The following is a 19,303-nucleotide window of genomic DNA, read 5'->3' on the forward strand; positions in this document are numbered from 1 at the left end:
GTATAAATCCGCTCAGTCGAGCGGATTTTTTTATTTCTTAAATTTGAGATGTAACATAAACAAAATCAGTACTATTATGAGAAAATTATTAGTATTCTCTTTTGTTTTTTTGAGTTTATCCATCTTTTCCCAGATAACTACATCAAAAATAAAAGGAATTGTAACAGACAGTCAAGGAGAACCATTGTTTGGAGCTAACATTGTGGTTTTACATGAACCTACGGGTACTATATCAGGAGCAGTAGCTCAAGAAAATGGTAGGTACACCATTCCTAATTTAAGAGTAGGAGGGCCTTATAAAGTAACATTTAGTTATATAGGGTTTGAATCTCAAGAAGTAACTAACGTTTATTTAACGCTGGGTAAGACCACCAATATAGATGGTATCTTAGCTGAAGATGGAGAACAATTAGAAGAAGTTGTTATATCATCAACCAGAAGTACAGTTTTTAATAATGATAGAACAGGAGCACAAACTAGTGTAAGTGCTATCCAATTGAAAACACTACCAACTATCTCTCGTTCAGCAGCAGATTTTACACGTTTAGAACCAACTGCTAGTGGAAATTCTTTCGGAGGTAGAAATGATCAGTTTAATAATTTCTCTTTAGACGGATCTATTTTTAATAACCCTTTTGGATTAGATTCTCCAACACCAGGGGGGCAAACGGGCTCTCAACCAATTTCATTAGATGCTATTGAGCAAATATCTGTTTCAACGGCACCTTATGATGTAACCTTGTCAGGTTTTACAGGTGCTTCAGTAGATGCGGTTACTAAAAGTGGAACCAATGAATTTACAGGTACTGTATATGGTTTCTTTAGAAATCAGGATATGACAGGAGGTAAAATAAAAGGGCAAGATGTTGTAAAACCTAAGTTGAGCCAAAGTCAATACGGAGCTAGTTTAGGAGGTCCTATAATAAAAGATAAATTATTCTTTTTTGCTAATTTTGAAAAAGATGATCGTGAAGATTTAGGTACAGCAGGATGGGTACCAAACACTGGAAGTGGAGCTATTAATGAATCAAGAGTGTCGGAATCAGATTTAATAGCTGTCAGAGACGCTTTAGCTACTTTAGGATATAATACAGGAGCTTATGAAGGATTTACTTATGGTTCTGAATCTACCAAAGGAATTTTTAAGTTAGATTGGAATATTAATGACAAAAATAGATTAGCCTTAATTTACAACTTCTTAAGAGCTTCAAAAGAAACTCCTGCACATCCTACTGCTTTAGGAAATAGAGGACCAAGCTTTACTACATTACAGTTTGAAAACTCTGGATATGAAATTAATAATAACTTAAATTCATTCCAATTAGAGTTGAATTCAAATTTATCGGAAACAACAACCAATAAATTACAAATAGGATATTCTCATTTTGATGATTTTAGAAACCCATTATCGGCACCAGCACCAGTAATTTCGATAGAAGATGGTAGTGGTAGTAATTATATCATAGCTGGTCATGAGCCATTTTCTATCCACAATACATTAGATCAACGAGTTTTTCAGTTAACGAACAATATGAACTTCTTTAAAGGAGATCATACCTATACAGTTGGTTTCTCATTTGAAAAGTTTGAGTTTAAAAATTCATTTAATCTAGCGGCTTACGATAACTTCGGAACATTTCCTTACAGAGGAACGTTTAATATACCTGGTTTTGGAGGACCATACCCAAGTGTAGCTAACTTTTTAAACGATGCAGCTGACCCAAATGGTATTTTAGCAACTAATTTAGCATATGCACAAAGTAGGTATAATGCGTTAAACGCTGCGGGAGTGGGTGTGGATGGAGGATGGAAACTATCTGAATTAAACGTAGGTCAGCTTGCTTTTTATGTGCAAGATGAATGGGAGGTGAACGACAATTTTAAATTAACTTATGGAATTCGATTTGATAAACCATTGTATTTTGATACTTCAAGTTTAATTCAAAAGTATATAGATACTGATAATGGAGCTACTAGAAATAATTCAGTATTATATTATAATCCAAACACGGGAGAAGAACAAGAATTACTTTCAACTAAAATGCCAACAAATCAATGGTTAATTTCACCAAGAGTAGGTTTTAATTGGGATACTCATGGAGATAATACAATGCAACTTCGTGGAGGTTCTGGGGTGTTTACAGGACGTTTACCTTTTGTATGGATTGGAAATCAGGTGAGTGGGGCTGACGATGGTTTCTTCCAACTAGTAGACCCAGATTTTAAGTTTCCTCAAGTATGGAGAACAAACTTAGGTTTGGATTGGAAGTTCGAAAATGGAATTATAGCTACTACAGACATTTCTTATACAAAAGATATTAATGGAGCACATGTACAAAACTGGGGGTTAAGAGAGCCTAGTGCTACTTTAAATACACCTTTTGATAATAGAGAAATATATAATGGAAGTGATAAAGGAAACAATGCTTATGTGTTTACAAACTCTGATAAAGGTCGTGTTTGGAATGCTTCTTTTAAACTTCAAAAAACGTTTGATAATGGATTATATACTAGTGTGGCATATAATTACTTAAACGCTAAAGATGTGAACTCTATTGAAGCAGAAATTACAGGTGATGCTTTTGCTTTTAATCCAGTAGTAGGAAATGCTAATAATGATGTATTATCATATTCTAAATATGGTGATACTCACAGAATTATTGGAGTTGCATCTAAGAAATTTACATATGGAGGTGAGAAGTTTGCTACAACTATTTCTACTTTCTTTGAATATGCACAAGGAGGAAGATTTAACTATACATATGGTGGTGATATTAATAATGACGGTTCTGCAGTAAACGATTTATTATACGTGCCTACAAGCTCTGAAATTAATCAAATGCAGTTTAGTGATGCAGCACAAGCAGATGCTTTTGAAAATTATATTCAACAAGACGATTATTTGAATGATAGAAGAGGGCAGTATGTAGAGCGTTATGGAGCGTTGGCTCCATGGAGAGGAAAGTGGGATTTAAAAATCTTACAAGATTTTAATTTCAATGTATCAGATAAAAAACAAAATACGATACAATTAAGTCTTGATATTTTAAATGTAGGAAACTTAATAAATTCTGATTGGGGAGTTGTTCAACAACCTAATAATTTACAACCTTTAGGTATCAGATTCCCAGATGTTGATCCTGCGAATACAGATCCTGCTAGTTATGTGCCTGATTATTCACAAGCTCCAACATATTCATTTACACCTAACTCAAATAAAACGTTCGGTTATGATTCAAGTCTATTATCTCGATGGCAAATGCAGTTAGGTTTACGATATATTTTCTAAACACAAACTTTAAAATATTTTAATTTAACCATGAAACAGCTTTTAAAATTAAAGGCTGTTTTGTTGTTTTAGGGTGTTATTTTTATAGAAAAGGGGATTTTCCTATGATAATTATAAAATATTTCAATGATATTTGTAATGTAAATAAAGATAGGGGACTTTAATTACAACGTTTTAAAATATAGTCTTTGAGGGGTTGATTATATTTTAAAAAAGCTCTGACCTTTTTGGGTCAGAGCTTTTAATTTTTATTATAATGTGATATTTTCTTGATTTCTAAGAATATCTTCTATAGTTTCTCTTTTTCTAATTAAGTAATCTTTTCCTTTATAAATCATAACTTCAGCAGGTTTGTATCTAGAGTTATAGTTAGATGCCATAGAAAAGCAATAAGCTCCTGCATTATGGAAACATAAAACATCTCCCTCAGAAATTTCATTAATTCTTCTATTAGACCCAAAGGTGTCTGTTTCACAGATGTAACCTACTACACTATAAAAGCGTTCTCTTCCTTTTGGATTAGAGATGTTTTCAATTTGATGGTATGAATTATAAAACATTGGGCGAATCAAATGATTTAAACCGCTATCAATACCTGCAAATACAGTAGAAGTAGTTTGTTTAATCACATTTACTTTAGCTAAGAAATAACCAGCTTCACTAACTAAAAACTTTCCAGGCTCAAACATTAGGGTTACATCTTTACCATAACCTTTACAAAATTGATTAAATCTAGTCGATAGTTTTTCTCCTAACTCTTCGATATTAGTAGAGATATCATCTTTTTTGTAAGGAACTTTAAATCCACTACCAAAATCTACAAAGTCAATATCTTCGAATTGCTTAGCTACGTCAAATAAAATCTCAGAAGCACGTAAAAAAGTATCAATATCTAAAATATCAGAACCAGTATGCATGTGTATTCCATTAATATGCATTCCTGTATTTTCTACTACTCTTTTTATATGAGGTACTTGGTGAATTGAAATTCCAAATTTAGAATCAATATGCCCAACAGATATTTTACTATTTCCACCTGCCATAACATGTGGATTGATACGAATACACACAGGTATTGTTGGATGCTTTTGTCCGAATAATTCTAAAATAGATAAATTATCAATGTTAATTTGAACACCTAACTTAGCAACATCTTCTATTTCTTGAAGAGAAACACCGTTAGGGGTATAGATAATTTCATGAGGTTCAAATCCAGCTAATAAACCTAATTTAACTTCTTGAATAGAAACTGTATCTAATCCGCTATTAAGCTTATTAAACACCTTCAATATATTAATGTTTGATAACGCTTTTACTGCATAATTAATTTTTACATTTTTCACTTTTGAAAATGCAGAGGTAATCTTCTTGTATTGAGAAATGATTTTTTCAGTGTCGTAAACATACAAAGGAGACTGATACTTATCTGTCAACTTTAAAAGGTCTCGTCTATTCATTTGATAATTATTTGCCGCAAAAATAGATAGGAGGTACTAGGCAAAAAATTAAATAAAAGAAATATACAAATTTGTGTTTTTTTGTGAAATAAGGGGTTTTTAAGATAGGTAAAAGGGAATTTTCCTGTTTCTAAGCTTTTTAAAAAGGTACATATTTGCGGTGAAATAAAATTAAGGGGATTTATTTCAAACAAAATGATATTTTTTAAAGGGGTAAAAATATCATAAAAAAACTCTAGCTGCAGCTAGAGTTTTTGATTTTATATAAATAAGAAGCGATTGATTATTTAAACTCTACAGCTACTTTTTGAGCTATACCAACAATAACCTCGCTAGCTTTTACAATACTTTCTGCAGGAACGTATTCATAACGCCCGTGGAAATTATGTCCACCAGCAAAAATGTTCGGACAAGGCAATCCTTTGTATGATAATTGAGAACCATCAGTACCACCACGAATAGGTTTGATTAACGGAGTAATTCCCATATCTTTCATTACCTCTTCAGCAATATCAACAATATGCATTACCGGAGTTACTTTTTCTTTCATGTTGAAATATTGATCTTTAATTTCAACAGAAACTAATTTTTGTCCACGTTTAGCATTCAACACTTCAGCTAAATCTAACATAGCTTGCTTACGATTATTGAATTGATCCATGTCGTGATCTCTAATAATATAGTGTAAAGTAGTTTTTTCAACTTCACCTTGCATGTGGTGTAAATGGAAGAAACCTTCGTAACCTGTAGTTTTTTCTGGCACTTCGTCTTCAGGTAAAGCATTGATGAACTCACTTGCAATTAACATAGAGTTAATCATTTTTCCTTTCGCGTAACCTGGGTGTACAATTTTACCATTAATAGTAACTGTTGCTCCAGCAGCATTAAAGTTTTCATACTCTAATTCTCCAATCTGACTTCCGTCCATAGTGTAAGCCCATTCTGCTCCAAAGTTTTCAACATCAAACATGTGAGCTCCTTTACCAACTTCTTCATCAGGAGTAAAACAAATACGGATTTTACCGTGCTTAATTTCTGGGTGTTGGATTAAGTACTCCATTGCAGAAACGATTTCAGTAACACCAGCTTTATCATCAGCACCTAACAAAGTAGTTCCATCAGTAGTGATGATCGTTTGACCTTTATATTGTAATAAATCCTCGAAATAATCAGGAGATAAAACGATGTTCTCTTCCTTGTTTAATAAGATATCTTTACCATCGTAATTCTCATGAATTTGAGGCTTAACATTAGCTCCTGTAAAATCAGGACTAGTATCAATATGAGCAACAAAACCAATAGTTGGTACTTCGTAATCTAAGTTGCTAGGTAACGTTGCCATTAAATAACAATTCTCATCTAATTCAACATCTTCCATTCCTATTTCCTTCAATTCTTTTTCAAGAACTTTGGCTAAGTCCCATTGTTTTTCAGTACTAGGAAAAGCAGGATTGTTAGGATCACTTTCAGTATCAATAGTTACATACTTAATAAATCGGTCGATTATATGTTGTTTGTTCATCGTAGTATTTTTAAAGCCTCAAAAATAGCTATTTCAAATCTATTTAGAGAATTGAAATAAGATGAATTTATGTTAATATTCATTTTTAAAATAAGCAATCAATAAATCGACAACATAGCTATACGATTGTATTCCTTTTGATTGATTGTTGGCTTTTAAATAAGAATTGTACCCTTTTTTTAGGTAAGGTTCAATAGGGTTTTTAAATTGTTGCCAATGCACGTAACTAGCTTTATAATCTTTATAAACACCTTTATTTAACGTTTTAGCGAGTTTTTTCCCTAATTCTTTATCTCTTTTATATACCTGACGAATACAATAGTTGTAAGCCATACGGTAACCCGAGTATTTAAAGTAGAGGTCATCATTTGCTACAGAAGCTAAAAATCCCACAAAATTAGCGTCGTTTTCAGCTGCCCAACCAATTTGGTGTGCTATTTCATGACAGGTGGTAGCAGGATAACCTGTTTTAGGAATCATATCATTTACTTGAGCCTCACCCGTTAATGGATTAAGGTATCCTGAAGTTCCATTGTACGATTGAAATAAACTAACCAAAGAACTTTTTATTGATGAAGTTTGATAGTTTAACTGTGGATAAATGGTAGATAACGATTTAAAACCATTAGGAGCCAACTTATATATTTCTTTTTGGGAATAAGGAACTACCACTTTCACAGAATCGTTAGAGGTAATTTGTAGGTGAACAGCGTTTAATTCATTAATAATATGTTCTGTTGTAGAAACTAATTCTTCGGTAGTGTAGTTAGATTGTTGTAACCCTAAGTTCTTAGCTAATGGCTCTCTAAAATAATTTAACCCCCAAAAGGCATAAAAACAAAAATATATTATTGATAAAGTAATGATAAAATTTAGTAATTTAGAAAGCGAATTTTTAAATCGGTTTTTTATTAAACCGTATAAAGCCTTACAGAAAATAACAATTAAAAATAAACCTAATGCATCACCAAATGAAAAAGGAATCCATCCCAGAATAGTCCGGAAAAAATGGGAAAGGTATGGATAAATACCATTGCTATAATATTGCTCAATCCACAGCGATTTTTGACTTAATAATTGTACCAAAACAATTTGAATCGGAAGTATCAACGCAATATAAAGATGTCTTTTTTGAAGCTTCATAAGCCCAAAAATAAGAAAGTTGATACGTTATCAACAAGTTAATAACACTTTTGTTTGCAAAATTGTGCAAAAAGAAATTTAAGAAATGCACCTACAAATATCATCTTAAAAATATACATTTGCTGCCATGGAAAGAACCCAATCTCTCAAAGGAACAAAAATTGATAAAGCTAGAATTATTAGCTTAGAAAAAGGAAAATTACCGCCACAAGCCTTAGAATTAGAAGAAGCTGTTTTAGGAGCTATGATGATTGATAAAAAGGGTATTGATGAAGTAATTGATATTTTGCATCCTGAGGCTTTCTATGACAAAAGACATCAAGAAATTTATGCAGCAATCTATGCATTATTTCAAAATTCAGAACCAATCGATTTACTTTCGGTTTCTAATCAATTAAAAAAGAACGGGAAGTTAGATATAGCAGGAGGAGATTTTTACTTAATTGGATTAACGCAAAAAGTAGCCTCTTCAGCTCACATAGAGTTTCATTCGAGAATTATTCTTGAAAAGTACATTCAAAGAAGATTAATAACCATTTCTTCAGAAATCATTGAAAATGCCTATGATGAAACCATGGATGTTTTTGATTTGTTAGATGATGCTGAAGGAAAATTATTTGAGGTTACACAAGGAAACTTAAAAAAAGGAGCAGAGAGAGCCGATTCGTTAGTACAACAATCCATTAATAAAATCCAAGAAATTTCTACCAAAGAAGGGATGAGTGGTTTGGCAACTGGTTTTACCAAATTAGATGCACTTACTTCTGGTTGGCAGCCTACCGATTTAATTATTATTGCAGCACGTCCTGGTATGGGTAAAACGGCATTCGTAATTTCGATGGCGAAAAATATGGCGATAGATTTCGGACATCCTGTAGCATTATTTTCGTTAGAGATGTCTTCGGTACAGTTAATTACACGTATGATTTCTTCGGAAACAGGATTAACTTCTGAAAAATTGCGTAAAGGAAATTTAGAGCCACACGAATGGGAGCAATTAAATGTAAAAGTTAAAAACCTTTCAGAAGCACCTATTTTTATTGATGATACACCTGCCTTGTCCATTTTCGATTTACGTGCTAAAGCACGTCGTTTAGTATCGCAACATGGAGTTAAAATATTAATTATTGACTACCTACAGTTAATGACAGCTGGTGGAGCAGGAGGTAACCGTGAACAGGAAATTTCGACAATTTCTCGTAACTTAAAAGCCTTAGGTAAAGAATTAAATGTGCCAGTAATAGCACTTTCTCAGCTATCTCGTGCGGTAGAAACTCGTGGAGGTAGTAAGCGTCCGTTATTATCCGATCTTCGTGAATCGGGAGCGATTGAGCAAGATGCCGATATTGTATCTTTTATTTACCGTCCTGAATACTATGGTATGACAGAATGGGATGATGATGATCATTCACCATGTGAAGGTCAAGGAGAGTTTATTGTAGCAAAACACCGTAATGGTGGGTTAGATAATATACGTTTGAAGTTTACAGGACACTTAGCTAAATTCTCAGATTTAGAAGAAGGGTTTAGTAGTGAATTCCAATCAAGTATGAACTCTGGATTTAACGATGAAGTAGCATCTAGTAACTTCGCTTCACCAGAAGATGCATTCGGTCCGAGTGACGATGATGTTCCGTTTTAGACTTTAAATAAAACTTAAAATATGACAGAATACACAATTGCTAAAAAGTAATTGTGTATTTTAGTTTTTAAAATGAAGCAATTTACATACATACTTATCTTTTTTCTATTCTCAAACACGATTTGGGCTTCCTTTATTTACGTGCCAATGAGTAATGAAAATCAGAAGAATCATTTAAAGGCGTATGGAATTGTGTATTATGCACTTCAAAATGAATTAAAAGCAAAATGGTTGTTAAATTATGATGGTGGCGCTTTTTTAATTGAAAACAACGAATCGGTTGAAAATGAGTGTAAAATCCGAGGTGTTTCCTATCAAGTTATTTCAGATGCTAAATCACAGTTAATTTTAGAAGAAATTTCTTCACCTTCAAAAAATCAAGAAGCGGTAACTTTAGAAAAAGCTCCGAAAATAGCGGTATATTCTCCTAAAGATAAAATGCCTTGGGACGATGCGGTAACCATGGTACTGACGTATGCTGAAATTCCTTTTGATGTAGTATATGATGAAGAAGTATTAAATGATAAGTTGTTACTTTATGAGTGGTTACACTTGCATCATGAGGATTTTACAGGACAATATGGAAGATTTTATGGTGCTTTCAGAACAGCTCCTTGGTATATTCAACAAAAGAAAGATGCAGAAGCCTTAGCCAAGAAACTAGAATACAATAAAGTGTCAGAAGAAAAAGGTGCTGTAGCTAAAAAAATACGTGATTACGTAGTTGGTGGTGGATTCATGTTTGCCATGTGTTCAGCAACCGATAGTTTTGATATTGCCTTAGCAGCTGATGGAGTAGATATTTGTGAGGCAATGTTTGATGGTGATGCTTCCGAGCCTAATTATCAATCTAAAATAAATTTTAATAAAACTTTTGCTTTTAAAAATTTTGAGCTGATTCGTAATCCAACTACGTATGAATTTTCTACCATTGATATGACTCGAAAAAGGAGAATTAATAAAGAAGTAGATTATTTTACGTTGAAAGAGTTTTCTGCAAAATGGGATCAAGTTCCAACGATGTTAACACAAAACCATACTATGCTGGTAAAAGGTTTTATGGGACAAACGACTTCATTTGATCCGAATACTATAAAATCGACTATTGTTGTTTTGGGAGAAAACAAAACCAACAAAGAAGGCAGGTATATTCATGGAACGAAAGGAAAAGGAATGTTTACTTTTTACGGAGGTCACGATCCTGAAGATTATCAACATAGGGTAGGAGATCCGAAAACAGAATTAGATTTACATCCAACTTCTCCTGGTTACCGTTTAATTTTAAACAATGTGCTGTTTCCAGCAGCTAAGAAGAAAAAGCAAAAAACCTAATAAAAGTAATTGCTCATTTTTGCATAATCAGTTACATTTGTGGGCATAAAACAAAACAATAATGCCAACAACACAACAATTACAAGATTTTACACAACAAGTTCGTAGAGATATTGTACGAATGGTACATGCTGTAAATTCAGGACACCCAGGAGGTTCTTTAGGATGTGCTGAATTTTTCACTTGTTTGTATCAAGAAATTATGAATTATTCTACCGATTTTACCATGGACGGTACAAATGAAGATTTATTTTTCTTGTCAAACGGACATATTTCACCAGTATATTATAGTGTACTAGCTCACAGCGGATTCTTCCCTGTAGCTGAGTTGGCAACTTTTAGAAAGTTAGACTCTCGTTTACAAGGTCACCCAACTACGCACGAAGCCTTACCAGGTATTCGTATTGCCTCAGGATCGTTAGGACAAGGAATGAGTGTTGCTATCGGTGCTGCTGAAGCAAAAAAGTTAAATGGAGACGATAAAATTGTATATTCATTACATGGTGATGGAGAGTTACAAGAAGGTCAAATTTGGGAAGCTGCTATGTATGCTTCTGCTAAAAAGGTTGATAACTTAATTTCTACAGTTGATTTAAACGAAAAACAAATCGACGGTTCTACTGATGAAGTATTACCTATGGGAAGTTTAAAAGCTAAGTTTGAAGCTTTTGGATGGGATGTTGTAGAAATCAAAGAAGGAAATAATGTTGAAGCTATTTTAAACGGAATGGCTGATGCAAAATCTCGCACAGGAAAAGGAAAACCAGTTTGTGTTTTATTATATACTGAAATGGGGAATGGTGTAGATTTTATGATGCACACTCACGCATGGCATGGTAAAGCACCAAATGATGAACAATTAGCATCTGCTTTAGCTCAAAACCCTGAAACATTAGGAGATTACTAAATTACAGATAATTCATAAAATAAAAACGCCATTACAAACTACGTAATGGCGTTTTTATTTTAAGAAATTCTTTACAAATAAACGTAAGTAATACCTTAAATTTACGTCATTAACTATATTCTAAATCTAAAAATAATCAAACAGTAAACATGAAAATAGGAATTGTATGTTATCCAACCTTTGGTGGAAGTGGAGTTGTAGCAACTGAATTAGGAATGGCTCTTGCTGATAAAGGTCACGAAGTACATTTTATAACTTACAATCAACCTGTTCGATTAGATTTTTTTTCACACCGTTTACACTTTCATGAAGTTGTTTTAGAGGAATATCCACTATTTCAATACCAACCTTACGAATTGGCTTTATCAAGTAAAATGGTAGAAGTAGTAGCAAAATATGAACTTGAAGTTTTACATGTACATTATGCTATTCCACATGCCTATGCGGCTTATATGGCAAAAAAAATGTTGGAAGATAAAGGTATTGATGTAAAGGTAGTTACAACGTTACATGGTACTGATATTACTTTAGTAGGAAGTCATCCAACGTATAAGACAGCGGTAGAATTTAGCATCAATAAATCAGATGAAGTTACGGCAGTTTCTAACAGTTTAAAAGAAGATACCCTTCGTTTATTTAATATTGAAAAAGATATTAAAGTAGTCTATAATTTTATTGATGGTGAAAAGTATGATAAAGCGCATGAAGGAGAGTGTAAAAGAGAAGCACTAGCGAAACCACATGAGCGAATTTTAACACACATAAGTAATTTTCGTCCTGTAAAACGTACCGATGATGTTATTCGAATTTTTAATAAAGTTCAAAAAGAAATACCTTCAAAATTATTAATGGTTGGTGACGGACCAGAACGTTTAAAAGCAGAAAACTTAGCCAAAGAGTTACAAATAGAAGATAAAGTATTGTTTATGGGAAACAGTACTGAAGTAGCTAAGATTTTATGTTATACAGATGTGTTTTTGTTACCTTCAAAAACAGAAAGCTTTGGATTGGCAGCTTTAGAAGCCATGGCAGCAAGTACTCCTGTAATTTCTACTAACACAGGTGGTTTACCTGAAGTAAATATTAATGGTGTTACTGGTTTTTTAAGTGAGTTAGGTGATGTAAATGATATGGCTAATAATGCCGTTTATCTTTTAAAAGATGAAGTTATTTTGAACCAGTTTAAAGAAAACGCTAAAGAACATATTAAATTATTTTCACTCGATAATATTCTACCAGCCTATGAAAGGCTTTATAAAAAGTGTTATGTAAGCTAAAATGAAGAAAAAAAGATGATTAAAGAAAAGTACCAATGCGCTCTTGAAAAATTAAAACATTTAGATCCGAATGTACCTATAAATTTAGTACTTAGTGGAGGAGCAGAAAAAGGAGTTGCTCATATTGCTTTATTGGAAAAACTAGAAGAACTGAATATTAAAATCAATGCAATTTCAGCTTGCAGTTCTGGTTCGCTAGTTGGTTCTATGTATGCTTCTGGAATGAGACCAAAAGAAATTTTAAATTTCTTTAAAACAACCGAAATATTTCAGTTTTCGTGGATAACAATAGCGAAACCAGGAATTTTTAACTCTTCTAACTATGCTAGACTAATTGAGGATAAAATTAAACCGACATTCGAAGAATTAAATATTCCTTTAACGGTTTCCACAACGAATTTGAATAAAGGAACTACTCAGTATTTTTACGAAGGAGATTTATTAAAGCCGGTGTTAGCATCATGTGCCATTCCTGGTTTGTTTAACCCTATAAGAATAGATAGTATGCTATATTCAGACGGAGGAATTATAGATAATTTTCCAACGACACCTTTTAAAGATTCAGAATATCCAATAATTGGAAGTTACGTTGTGTATCCTTCAGAAAAAACAAATGAAGAGTTAAATACAACACTAAAAGTTTTAGCGCATACGTCTAAACTTTTGATGTTATCTTCTGAAGAGCACAAATTTTTCAATACGTTTGCTACAGTTTGTTTTCCTTTAGGTGAATTTAGTGGCTTTAGCCCAAAAGAAGTAGATGCTATTTACGAAACAGCTAAAAAGTATATAGAAGAAAAGCTAAAATAAAAAAAGAGCAACTTTAAAGTTGCTCTTTTTTTTATGCGTTATAAAATGCTAAACTTTCATTAATTAATTCTTCGGAAGCTTTGCAGTTGATTTTAAAATCTTCGTAATCTTCTAGAAGTACGAAATTAATTTCACCACCCACATTCTTTTTATCATGCTTCATCAACTCAATAATAGGCTGAAAATCGCCTTTATCAATCGTTACTTTTCCGTAAATCTTAATGATGGCTTCTTTTATTTCTAATACCTTTTCCTTTGGAAAACCTAAAATTTCAGAAGACAGATAAGCCTCACAAACCATTCCTATGGCAATAGCTTCACCATGAGTTATAGCATCTTTATCAGGATTTTCTAAAAAATACGATTCTACACCATGTCCAATGGTATGTCCCCAGTTTAAAACTTTACGAACACCTTGTTCTTTCGGGTCTTCTAAAACAACTTCATTCTTTATTTCAATTGAACGGTGGATTAAATCCACAATATTTACCTGATCGTTATCCTTGATTTCATTGAATAATTTAATGTCATGTGTCATTCCATACTTAATAATTTCAGCAGTACCTGAACGAATTTCACGCGCAGAAACTGTATGCAAGTATTCAGCATCAATCACAATCATCTCTGGGTTTGCAAAAACACCAATCTGGTTTTTTAAAACACCTAAGTCAACACCTGTTTTTCCCCCAACAGAAGCATCTACCATGCTCAATAAAGTGGTAGGAATGTTTACAAAATCAATACCTCTTTTAAACGTTGAAGCAACAAAACCACCTAAATCGGTAATAACACCACCCCCTAAAGTAATAAGCAAACTTTTTCTATCGGCGCCCAATTCAGTCATCACGTTCCAAACACCCATACAAGTTTCGATGTTTTTATGAATTTCACCAGCATCAATTTGAATGACTTCAATAGGCTTATCTGTAGCAAATAATTGCATAAATCGAGGATAACAGTGTTCTAAAGTATTATCATCAACTAAAATAAATACAGATGAGTAATTTTTTTTAGAAACTAAAGAAGTTAATTCGTTATAAGCTTTTTCATCAAAATGAATAGGATATGTTGCTGCGTTAATTGTAGTCATTGTTATTAAAAATATACAGCGAAATTAAATAGAAAAAATTAAAATATATCACTCTACTCATTTATATTTGTCTTTAAATATAAGACATTAATATACCTCGATAATGAGACTTTTTGACAACACCGAAACTGCTTTTAAATTAAAATCTGATTCAGAGCTAGAGCGTGCCTATTTTTTATTTAAAATGATTCAAAGCCAACCAATGGTTCGTATTGGTACTGCGGTAACTAATTTTGCTTTGAAAGCTCATTTACCAGTTGAAGGCTTAATCCGATCAACAGTTTTCGACCATTTTTGTGGAGGAGTAACAGAAGATGACTGTTTACCTAACATCGAAAAGATGTATGAAAAAGGAAACGTTCATAGTATTTTAGATTATTCTGTAGAAGGGAAAGAAGATGAAGCTCAGTTTGATGATGCTTTAAAAATGACCTTAAAAACAATTAATTTTGCTGAAGAAAAAACAGCTATTCCTTACGCTGTTTTTAAACCTACAGGTTTTGGTCGTTTTGCTTTGTATCAAAAATTAACTGAAGGAAAAGAATTAACTTCTGAAGAAAAAGTAGAGTGGGATAGAGTAGTAGAGCGTTTTCATACAGTATGTAAAGCTGCGGTTGCTAAAGATGTACCACTATTAATAGACGCTGAAGAAAGTTGGATGCAAGGTGCTGCGGATGATTTGATTGAGGAATTGATGGAAACTTATAACAAAGAAAAAGCCATCGTTTTTAATACGTTACAAATGTACCGTCATGATCGTATGGATTATTTGAGAGACTTACATCAAAGAGCTCATCAAAAAGGATATCATATTGGTATGAAAGTGGTACGCGGTGCATACATGGAGAAAGAACGTGAGAGAGCTAATGAAAAAGGATACGAATCTCCAATTTGTGTAGATAAACAAGCTACTGATGATAATTATAACGAAGCAGTTCGTTATATGATGAATCATAAAAATATGGCAATTTTTGCTGGAACTCACAACGAAGAAAGCTCTTATTTGTTAATGGATTTAGCAAAAGAACACAACATAGCAGCTGATGATAAGCGTATGTGGTTTGGTCAATTATATGGTATGAGCGATCACATTAGCTTTAACTTAGCTAAAGAAGGATATAATGTTGCGAAATATGTTCCTTTCGGACCTGTTCGTGATGTGATGCCTTACTTAATTCGTAGAGCAGAAGAAAATACTTCAGTAGCAGGACAAACTTCTAGAGAGTTAAACTTACTTAAAACTGAAAAAGCCCGTCGTAAGCTGTAATGAATACAGTTGATGAAATAAAAGAGGCTATCTATAAAAATAAGAAAAGATTAGCTAAAGAGCTTCAAGAAAGCAAGGAGCTAGTCTTTCTTATTAGAAAATCATTAACTACATCGTTAACCGATGAAGAAAAGGCAAAAGTAAAGCAACAAACACTCGATATTTGTAAAGCAATACCTGCTTTTACTGTGTTTATGCTTCCTGGAGGAGCCCTACTTTTGCCTTTATTAATCAAATTAATCCCCGACATACTTCCTAGTGCTTTTAGAGCAGATGATGAAGAGTTAGAAGATACAAAAACAGAGTAATGTATTTCTAAATAACTAAAAATCGAGTATTTATTTCTTTCAAACTATAAAGGGAAATCAATCAATTAAAACTACAGCATCCCTTAAAAAGTAAAGAGAAAGTATATAAAGATGTTATAAAAAAGTACTTTTTCTAAAGCTTTAAATTGAATATTACGAATTCAGTAATAAAAATTCGTAAAAGGTAAGCAATAAAACACTACTTTTGCAGCTTCAAAATAAGCACGAATGCAATCAATAAGAAACATTGCTATTATAGCACACGTTGACCACGGAAAGACTACCTTGGTTGATAAAATTATAGATCAAGCTAAAATTTTAGACGAGCGTAAAGAACGTACAGATTTATTGCTAGATAACAACGACTTAGAGCGTGAAAGAGGAATTACCATTTTATCTAAAAACGTATCAGTAAATTACAAAGATGTAAAAATTAATGTAATTGATACTCCTGGTCACGCCGACTTTGGTGGAGAGGTAGAACGTGTATTAAAAATGGCTGATGGTGTTTTATTATTGGTTGATGCTTTTGAAGGACCGATGCCACAAACACGTTTCGTATTAGGAAAAGCTATCGAATTAGGATTAACTCCAATCGTAGTAGTAAACAAGGTTGATAAAGAAAACTGTACTCCAGATTTAGTACACGAAAAAGTATTCGACTTAATGTTTGCTTTAGAGGCTACGGAAGAGCAGTTAGACTTTACTACCATTTACGGTTCTGCAAAGAATGGATGGATGAGTACAGATTGGCAAGATCCTAAAGAAGATTTAGTTGATTTATTAGATGCTGTAATCGAAACAATTCCTGAAGCTCCATATCGTGAAGGATCACCTCAAATGCAAATCACGTCGTTAGATTATTCTTCATTCAAAGGAAGAATTGCGATTGGTCGTGTTTTCCGTGGAGATTTAGAAAAGAACAAAGATTACATGCTTTGTAAAGGAGACGGAACTACAAAAAAAGTTCGTATCAAAGAATTACACGTTTTTGAAGGAATGGGTAAAGTTGAAACGGATAAAGTACGTAGTGGAGATATTTGTGCTGTTACTGGAATTGATGATTTTGAAATTGGAGATACAATTGCAGATTTAGAGAATCCAGAAGCATTACCAAGAATTGAGGTGGATAAGCCAACGATGAGTATGTTATTTACTATTAACAACTCTCCATTCTATGGTAAAGAAGGAAAATATGTAACGTCTCGTCACTTACGTGACCGTTTATATAAAGAAACTGAGAAAAACTTAGCATTACGTATTGAAGATACAGATACAGAGGATAAATTCAACGTTTTTGGACGTGGAATTCTACATTTATCTGTATTAATTGAAACAATGCGTCGTGAAGGATATGAATTACAAGTTGGTCGTCCACAAGTAATTTTAAAAGAAATTGACGGAGTTAAGTGTGAACCATACGAAACTTTAGTAATTGATGTACCTGAAGATTTGGCAAGTAAAGCAATTAACTTGGTAACAATGCGTAAAGGTGATTTATTAGTAATGGAACCTAAAGGAGATTTACAACACTTAGAGTTTGATATTCCTTCTCGTGGTTTAATTGGTTTACGTAATAAATTATTAACAGCTACGCAAGGTGAAGCAATCATTAACCACCGTTTAAGAGGGTACGATGCTTACAAAGGAGAGTTTTCTGATTTAGTAAACGGAGCAATTATTTCTTCGGAGTCTGGTAAGGCAACTGCTTATGCTATCGACCGTTTACAAGATAGAGGGCGTTTCTTCATCGACCCTAACCAAGAGATTTATAAAGGTCAGGTTGTAGGTGAAAACGCAAAACAAGATGATTTAGCGGTAAACTTAATCAAGGGGAAGAAGTTAACAAACGTACGTGCATCAGGTTCTGATGACGGAGTTAAAATCGCTCCTAAAGTAGATATGTCTTTAGAAGAATGTATGGAATACATTAAAGATGATGAATACTTAGAAGTAACTCCTGAAAGCTTACGTATGCGTAAAATAGATTTCAGATAATAGAATAATTGTTTTGCTAAACTCGATTTAGCATGATAAATTCATATAAAAACCACCTGATATTCAGGTGGTTTTATTTTTTTTATAAAAAAACTTGCACAATTCAATTTTTATTTCAAATCTTTGTAGCAACAATACAAAAGACATGAATTTTATTCAATTAAATCATCATCATTTTCATACTTGCACTCAGGCGAGCTGAAAATGTATTGAATAAAATCAAGATATATTTTAAACCCGTTTGAGTAAATCAAACGGGTTTTTTATTTTCAACAAGGCGCCACGAAAATACTTCTCAAAAGATTTACTCAAACCTATTCAAAATTAAAATGAGTAAATTAAAAATAGCCATACAAAAATCAGGAAGACTTAACGAAGATTCCTTACAAATACTGAAAGATTGTGGTATTTCTATCGACAATGGAAAAGACCAATTAAAAGCTTCTGCAAACAATTTTCCTTTGGAAATCTTTTATTTAAGAAACGGAGATATTCCTCAATATTTAAAAGATGGAGTTGTAGATGCTGCCATTATCGGAGAAAATTTATTGATAGAAAAAGGAAATAGAATTCAATTTATTGAAAAGCTAGGTTTTTCAAAATGTAAAGTTTCTTTAGCTATACCTAAAGGAGAAAACTACAATGGAATTAGTTATTTTCAGAATAAAAAAATAGCGACTTCATATCCGAATACAGTTCAAAGCTTTTTAGATAAAAATAATATTCAAGCACAACTACACATCATTAATGGATCTGTAGAAATAGCTCCAAATATTGGGTTAGCCGATGGTATTTGTGATATCGTTTCAAGTGGATCGACACTCTTCAAAAACAATTTAAAAGAAGTAGAAGTTTTATTGACATCGGAAGCTGTTCTAGCTGTTTCTCCTCAAATAGGAAAAGAGCAACAAGATATTCTAAACAAATTACAGTTCAGAATTCAATCAGTTTTAAAAGGTAGACAATCAAGATACGTCTTATTAAATGCCCCAAATGACAAGTTAGAAAAAATTATTAAAATTTTACCAGGAATGCGTAGTCCAACTGTATTGCCATTAGCTGAAAAAGGATGGAGTTCGGTGCACTCTGTATTGAATAAAAATGAGTTTTGGGAAATCATAGACGAGCTAAAAGCCAATGGAGCAGAAGGTATTTTGGTTTGTCCTATAGAAAAAATGGTTATTTAATCGCAGGGCGATATCCAAGGATTCAATTCCGGTACTTGCGTTGAGCACAGTCTAGGAATGACAATTAAAAACAA

At 32.8% G+C, this 19,303-nt stretch carries 14 protein-coding genes; 10 read left to right on the plus strand and 4 right to left on the minus strand.

The window, feature by feature from the left end; genetic code table 11:
• Positions 1–76 precede the first annotated feature (76 nt).
• Positions 77–3,289 (plus strand): TonB-dependent receptor, encoded by a 3,213-nt coding sequence (locus tag ACKTSU_RS06720; protein WP_408035609.1) that lies wholly within the window; start codon positions 77–79, stop codon positions 3,287–3,289.
• A gap of 251 nt (positions 3,290–3,540) precedes the next feature.
• On the opposite strand, the gene lysA is transcribed toward ACKTSU_RS06720, so the two are convergent.
• From lysA to ACKTSU_RS06735, 3 genes are all read right to left on the minus strand, one after another.
• Positions 3,541–4,746, minus strand: a complete 1,206-nt coding sequence (gene lysA, locus ACKTSU_RS06725; protein WP_408035610.1) for a diaminopimelate decarboxylase — start codon at positions 4,744–4,746, stop codon at positions 3,541–3,543.
• Between the two features lie 283 nt (positions 4,747–5,029).
• Entirely contained in the window at positions 5,030–6,268 is a 1,239-nt protein-coding gene (gene pepT / locus ACKTSU_RS06730) for a peptidase T (RefSeq protein WP_408035611.1), read from the minus strand.
• Positions 6,269–6,340: 72 nt separating this feature from the next.
• On the minus strand, positions 6,341–7,411 hold the full coding sequence (locus tag ACKTSU_RS06735; RefSeq protein WP_408035612.1) for a DUF3810 domain-containing protein: 1,071 nt from the start codon (positions 7,409–7,411) through the stop codon (positions 6,341–6,343).
• A gap of 127 nt (positions 7,412–7,538) precedes the next feature.
• On the opposite strand from ACKTSU_RS06735, the gene dnaB reads away from it, so the two are divergent.
• The 5 genes from dnaB to ACKTSU_RS06760 all read left to right on the plus strand — a co-directional run bounded on the left by dnaB (position 7,539) and on the right by ACKTSU_RS06760 (position 13,379).
• Entirely contained in the window at positions 7,539–9,053 is a 1,515-nt protein-coding gene (gene dnaB / locus ACKTSU_RS06740; protein WP_274635283.1) for a replicative DNA helicase, read from the plus strand.
• A gap of 147 nt (positions 9,054–9,200) precedes the next feature.
• Positions 9,201–10,385: an asparagine synthetase B gene (locus tag ACKTSU_RS06745; protein ID WP_408036886.1), complete on the plus strand. Its 1,185-nt coding sequence runs from the start codon at positions 9,201–9,203 to the stop codon at positions 10,383–10,385.
• A 61-nt stretch (positions 10,386–10,446) separates the two neighbouring features.
• On the plus strand, positions 10,447–11,292 hold the full coding sequence (locus tag ACKTSU_RS06750) for a transketolase (RefSeq protein ID WP_408035613.1): 846 nt from the start codon (positions 10,447–10,449) through the stop codon (positions 11,290–11,292).
• A gap of 149 nt (positions 11,293–11,441) precedes the next feature.
• Positions 11,442–12,569: an N-acetyl-alpha-D-glucosaminyl L-malate synthase BshA gene (bshA, locus tag ACKTSU_RS06755; RefSeq protein WP_408035614.1), complete on the plus strand. Its 1,128-nt coding sequence runs from the start codon at positions 11,442–11,444 to the stop codon at positions 12,567–12,569.
• Positions 12,570–12,584: 15 nt separating this feature from the next.
• A complete protein-coding gene (locus ACKTSU_RS06760; RefSeq protein WP_408035615.1) occupies positions 12,585–13,379 on the plus strand; it encodes a patatin-like phospholipase family protein in 795 nt (264 codons plus the stop codon).
• Positions 13,380–13,410: 31 nt separating this feature from the next.
• On the opposite strand, the gene aroB is transcribed toward ACKTSU_RS06760, so the two are convergent.
• Positions 13,411–14,469 (minus strand): 3-dehydroquinate synthase, encoded by a 1,059-nt coding sequence (gene aroB / locus ACKTSU_RS06765; RefSeq protein WP_408035616.1) that lies wholly within the window; start codon positions 14,467–14,469, stop codon positions 13,411–13,413.
• 103 nt (positions 14,470–14,572) lie between these two features.
• Here aroB and ACKTSU_RS06770 point away from each other — a divergent pair, with 103 nt between their 5' ends.
• The 4 genes from ACKTSU_RS06770 (at position 14,573) to hisG (ending at position 19,229) form a co-directional block, all read left to right on the plus strand.
• Complete coding sequence (locus tag ACKTSU_RS06770) at positions 14,573–15,736, plus strand: proline dehydrogenase family protein (RefSeq protein ID WP_408035617.1); 1,164 nt, start codon at positions 14,573–14,575, stop codon at positions 15,734–15,736.
• A complete protein-coding gene (locus tag ACKTSU_RS06775) occupies positions 15,736–16,044 on the plus strand; it encodes an LETM1 domain-containing protein (RefSeq protein ID WP_408035618.1) in 309 nt (102 codons plus the stop codon). The genes ACKTSU_RS06770 and ACKTSU_RS06775 overlap by 1 nt, the downstream gene beginning before the upstream one ends.
• A gap of 228 nt (positions 16,045–16,272) precedes the next feature.
• On the plus strand, positions 16,273–18,042 hold the full coding sequence (gene typA / locus ACKTSU_RS06780) for a translational GTPase TypA (protein WP_408035619.1): 1,770 nt from the start codon (positions 16,273–16,275) through the stop codon (positions 18,040–18,042).
• Positions 18,043–18,371: 329 nt separating this feature from the next.
• The gene (hisG, locus tag ACKTSU_RS06785; RefSeq protein WP_408035620.1) at positions 18,372–19,229 is read left to right on the plus strand and encodes an ATP phosphoribosyltransferase; all 858 of its coding nucleotides are present in this window, start codon (positions 18,372–18,374) and stop codon (positions 19,227–19,229) included.
• Positions 19,230–19,303 lie beyond the last annotated feature (74 nt).

Source organism: Tenacibaculum aestuarii, assembly GCF_964510395.1.
Taxonomy (GTDB): domain Bacteria; phylum Bacteroidota; class Bacteroidia; order Flavobacteriales; family Flavobacteriaceae; genus Polaribacter; species Polaribacter aestuarii.

What these genes read in the sequence shown, in the direction of transcription:
- bshA (WP_408035614.1), top strand. Translation starts at nt 11,442, where the DNA reads ATGAAAATAGGAATTGTATGTTATCCAACCTTTGGTGGAAGTGGAGTT.
- typA (WP_408035619.1), top strand. Translation starts at nt 16,273, where the DNA reads ATGCAATCAATAAGAAACATTGCTATTATAGCACACGTTGACCACGGA.
- lysA (WP_408035610.1), bottom strand. Translation starts at nt 4,746, where the DNA reads ATGAATAGACGAGACCTTTTAAAGTTGACAGATAAGTATCAGTCTCCT.
- ACKTSU_RS06775 (WP_408035618.1), top strand. Translation starts at nt 15,736, where the DNA reads ATGAATACAGTTGATGAAATAAAAGAGGCTATCTATAAAAATAAGAAA.
- ACKTSU_RS06735 (WP_408035612.1), bottom strand. Translation starts at nt 7,411, where the DNA reads ATGAAGCTTCAAAAAAGACATCTTTATATTGCGTTGATACTTCCGATT.
- ACKTSU_RS06770 (WP_408035617.1), top strand. Translation starts at nt 14,573, where the DNA reads ATGAGACTTTTTGACAACACCGAAACTGCTTTTAAATTAAAATCTGAT.
- aroB (WP_408035616.1), bottom strand. Translation starts at nt 14,469, where the DNA reads ATGACTACAATTAACGCAGCAACATATCCTATTCATTTTGATGAAAAA.
- ACKTSU_RS06760 (WP_408035615.1), top strand. Translation starts at nt 12,585, where the DNA reads ATGATTAAAGAAAAGTACCAATGCGCTCTTGAAAAATTAAAACATTTA.
- dnaB (WP_274635283.1), top strand. Translation starts at nt 7,539, where the DNA reads ATGGAAAGAACCCAATCTCTCAAAGGAACAAAAATTGATAAAGCTAGA.
- pepT (WP_408035611.1), bottom strand. Translation starts at nt 6,268, where the DNA reads ATGAACAAACAACATATAATCGACCGATTTATTAAGTATGTAACTATT.
- ACKTSU_RS06750 (WP_408035613.1), top strand. Translation starts at nt 10,447, where the DNA reads ATGCCAACAACACAACAATTACAAGATTTTACACAACAAGTTCGTAGA.
- hisG (WP_408035620.1), top strand. Translation starts at nt 18,372, where the DNA reads ATGAGTAAATTAAAAATAGCCATACAAAAATCAGGAAGACTTAACGAA.
- ACKTSU_RS06745 (WP_408036886.1), top strand. Translation starts at nt 9,201, where the DNA reads ATGAGTAATGAAAATCAGAAGAATCATTTAAAGGCGTATGGAATTGTG.
- ACKTSU_RS06720 (WP_408035609.1), top strand. Translation starts at nt 77, where the DNA reads ATGAGAAAATTATTAGTATTCTCTTTTGTTTTTTTGAGTTTATCCATC.